The organism is Bradyrhizobium sp. (genome assembly GCF_049581145.1).
Lineage (GTDB): Bacteria > Pseudomonadota > Alphaproteobacteria > Rhizobiales > Xanthobacteraceae > Bradyrhizobium.
Map to the genome: position 1 here is coordinate 1 of NZ_JBAURI010001122.1, position 3,526 is coordinate 3,526.

A 3,526-nucleotide genomic window follows, 5' to 3' on the forward strand; every position below is an offset into this window, starting at 1 on the left:
CCGCACCAACCTCCAAGCAGGGTTCAGCCGCCTCATGAGACGCTGGTTGATACGGATTGCGTCGCCTATCCCGAACCGGGCGCGATCCCTCGGGAATATAGCTGCGAGCAGCCATGACCCGGCCAGGCGGCGGGGCGTAGCGGACCTGACGGGTCGCGCCCGCTGCAACCGCCCGCGATGCGTCCTCCAGGCCGAAGGGATCGTCGACCGAGTCTGCCGGCTGGGTGAACCAGCGGGCGCCGGTTTCGGTGATGACGATACGGTCTTCCAGGCGGATGCCGAATTCGCCGTAGATGCAGATGGTCGGCTGGAAAACGTCATGCCGGGTTTCAGCACGGTCTTGTCACCTTCACGAGATAGGGCCATTCGTGCACGTCGAGGCCGATGCCGTGGCCGGTGCGGTGGGGCAGGCCGGGCGTGGCGTAGCCGGGGCCGCTGGCATCGGCCAGGCTGATCGGCCTGTCCGAGATCTTCTTGATGGTGCCGCCTTCGACGACCAGGTCATGGCCGCCGAAAACCTCGCCCGCCTCAGGATCGAGCATTTCGAAATTCTTGAATGGCAGACGGCCATGACCCGGTCCCGATCGCCTTTCAGGATCCTGCAAGCGACCCGATCGTCATGCCGCGCGCCTGAACGGCGCCACCTCGATGCCGCCCTCCTTCAGCGCCTTGCGCAAGCCGCGTGCGATATCGACGGCGCCCGGCGTGTCGCCGTGAATGCAGACGGTATCGGTGCGCATCTTGATGACCTTGCCGGTCACTGAGACCACCGCGCCGTCCTGCACCATCCGCAGCACGCGCTCGGCGATCTTGCCGGCGTCATGCAGCACGGAGCCCTCCTTGCGGCGCGACACCAGCGTGCCGTCATCCTCATAGGCGCGATCGGCGAAGACCTCGTGCACCATCGGCAGGTTGGCGGCTTCGCCGGCCTGCACCAGCCGCGAATTGGCCAGCACCACGAACACCAGATTGGGATCGACCGCCTTGATGGCATTGGCAATGGCGCGCGCGGTCATGTCGTCCTCGCAGGCGACGTTGGAGAGCGCGCCATGGGCCTTGACGTGGGTCACCTTGTGGCCGGCCGCGGTCGCGATCGCCTGCAGCGCGCCGATCTGGTAGGCGACCAGGTTCTCGATTTCGGACGCCTTCATGCCGGGGAACGGCCGGCGGCCAAAGCCGTGCAAATCGCGATAGCCGGGGTGGGCGCCGATCGACACGCCACGCGCCTTCGCCATCTCGACGGTCTTGCGCATGATGTCGGCGTCGCCGGCATGATAGCCGCAGGCAATGTTGACGGAGGTGGCGAGCTCGATCATGGCGGAATCGTTACCCATTTCCCAGGGGCCAAAACTTTCGCCGAGATCGCAATTGAGATCGATAGTGGTCATGGCCGTGTCCGCCCTTTGCTGTGAAACGTGAATGCGTCTAATCCCGTGCCAGCGCCGACGCCGCGTGCCACGTCCCGGCATCGACCGCGTTGACGGCGTGGCCCGCGACATTGGCATCCTGCAGCGCCTCGATATTGAGATCAAAGGTTTCGATCGGCTTAAGCCGGTCGGGCAGGCTGCGCAGCAGCTCAGCGAACCTTCGCAACTCCTGCTGCGCCTCGGCAATTCCGATCGCCTTGAAGCGGAAGCCGGTTCCGGCCGGGATCTGGGCGATCCGGGCGAAATCGGCCGAGATGACGGTGGCGATCTTGGGATAGCCGCCGCTGGTGCCGCGGTCCGCCATCAGCACGATCGGCGCGCCATTGCCGGGGATCTGGATGCTGCCCTCGACGGTGCCGTCGGAGACGATGTTGTGGCCATGCAGATGTCTGATGACCGGTCCTTCCAGCCGGTAGCCCATGCGATCGCTGGTCGCCGAAATCTTCCATTCGCTGTCGAGGAACAGCGCCTTGGCCTCGTCGGAAAACTCATCGTCCTGGGGACCCAGCACCACGCGGATCGGCCCGGTCACAGCTTTCGGCAGCTCGATCCGCCGTTCCGCCGCGCCACTGGCCAGCTGTGCCGGCAGCACATCGCCGGCCTGCAGCGGTCGCGGGTAGGGGCTGCCGAGGCCGGTGCGCGCATTGACCGCGAGGCTGCCGAACATCGGCTCGCCCGCGATGCCGCCTTCGATCGCGAGGTAGCTGAAGGTTGAGCCTTTGACGAAGCCGAGCTTGAGGGTTTCGCCGTCGGCGATCGTCATCGACGTGTCGAACGCGACCGGACGTCCGCCGAGGTCGGCGCTGCGGGGCGCTCCGGCCAGCGCTACCCGCACCGCGCCATCGCGGGCCGTGAACGCCGCGCCGAACGGGCCGATTTCGATGGCGGCGGCCAACGGCTTGTTTCCGACCAGGATATTGGCCGCCGCGAGCGACAGCCGGTCCATCGCGCCGCTCGGCGTCAAGCCATAGCGCTGGGCGCCATGACGGCCTCCATCCTGGACGGAGCTTGCCGGGCCGATGCTTGCGACGACGAGCTTGCTCATGCGGCCACGCGTTCCGCGACGATTTCGCCGGCCGCCGCGGCGCGATCCAGCTCGGCAAAGGATTTGGCATCGATCGGAAAAAAACCGACGTGATCGCCGGGCTCGAGCAGGAAGATCGGCTCGCGATGCAGCTGGTAGGTCCGGACCGGCGTGCGGCCGAGCAGATGCCAACCGCTCGGCGCGGCCAGGCACTGGATGCCGGTCTGCACCCCGCCGATCGAGATCGTGCCGGCTGGCGTCAGCAGGCGCGGGTTTTGCCGGCGCGGCATGTGCAGGAATTTCTCCAGGCCGCTGAGATAGGACCATCCCGGCGTGAAGCCGATCATGGCGACGCGGTAGTGACCGGCGGCGTGCCGCGCCACCACGTCGTCGGGCGTGGTATTGAGGGTTTTTGCGACGTCCTCGAGATCGATGCCGTTCTCGCCGCCATAGGCGACCGGGATGCGCCAGCGCCGCGCCGTGGTCATGGGCGGAGCAGGCAGTCGCGCCAGCGTCAGCAGCTTCTCGCCGAGTCTGTCGAAATCGATCCGACAGGGATCGTAATGCACCAGGAGCGACCGATAGGTCGGCACGGTCTCGGTGACGCCCTCGATAGGCGCTTCGGCCAGGAGGCGATCAAGCGCCAGCACGCGCTGGTTGGCGGCATCGTCGATCTCGCGGGCAAATTCCACCGTGATGGCGCTATCGCCACTCGGCAGCAGGCGGGGTGGGGCTGGATTGGCTGCCATGGCCTCGTCATTCGTCACGCGCGGCACGCTAGCCTGTTTTCGAACGCGCGCAAATGCCCTGTAACTTCAATAAATTAAACCGCATCCCAACGATAAGATGTTGTGATCGGTCGAGGCCATCCAGCCCTTGACGCGAGGAACGCGCCCCGCAAGATGCGCCCGCTATTTCAATTCGTCCGCAATCGGAGCCCAATTGTCGATGTCCCTGACCCCTGAAGCGATCGCCACGCTGTCGCGCGTCTCCACCGCGACCATCACCACGGTTCTGCTGAAAAAGGGACTGCGCAACGTCTGGATGCGCGGGGCGCGGCCGCTCAAGCCGGGGC

4 protein-coding genes and 1 pseudogene are annotated in these 3,526 nt (G+C 66.1%); 1 reads left to right on the plus strand and 4 read right to left on the minus strand.

From position 1 onward, the window contains the following. Window positions 1-329 precede the first annotated feature (329 nt). From WCB02_RS35985 to pxpB, 4 genes are all read right to left on the minus strand, one after another. Window positions 330-542, minus strand: a complete 213-nt coding sequence (locus WCB02_RS35985) for a M24 family metallopeptidase (RefSeq protein ID WP_423966308.1) — start codon at window positions 540-542, stop codon at window positions 330-332. Between the two features lie 75 nt (window positions 543-617). Beyond that, window positions 618-1,388, minus strand: coding sequence for a LamB/YcsF family protein (locus WCB02_RS35990; RefSeq protein WP_423966310.1), 771 nt, complete (start codon window positions 1,386-1,388; stop codon window positions 618-620). A 37-nt stretch (window positions 1,389-1,425) separates the two neighbouring features. Next, window positions 1,426-2,472, minus strand: a complete 1,047-nt coding sequence (locus WCB02_RS35995; protein WP_423966312.1) for a biotin-dependent carboxyltransferase family protein — start codon at window positions 2,470-2,472, stop codon at window positions 1,426-1,428. Next, window positions 2,469-3,200, minus strand: a complete 732-nt coding sequence (gene pxpB, locus WCB02_RS36000) for a 5-oxoprolinase subunit PxpB (RefSeq protein WP_423966314.1) — start codon at window positions 3,198-3,200, stop codon at window positions 2,469-2,471. The genes WCB02_RS35995 and pxpB overlap by 4 nt, the downstream gene beginning before the upstream one ends. Before the next feature lie 199 nt (window positions 3,201-3,399). On the opposite strand from pxpB, the pseudogene WCB02_RS36005 reads away from it, so the two are divergent. Further along, window positions 3,400-3,526 (plus strand): annotated as a pseudogene (locus WCB02_RS36005) (ribonuclease activity regulator RraA); the annotation flags it as partial.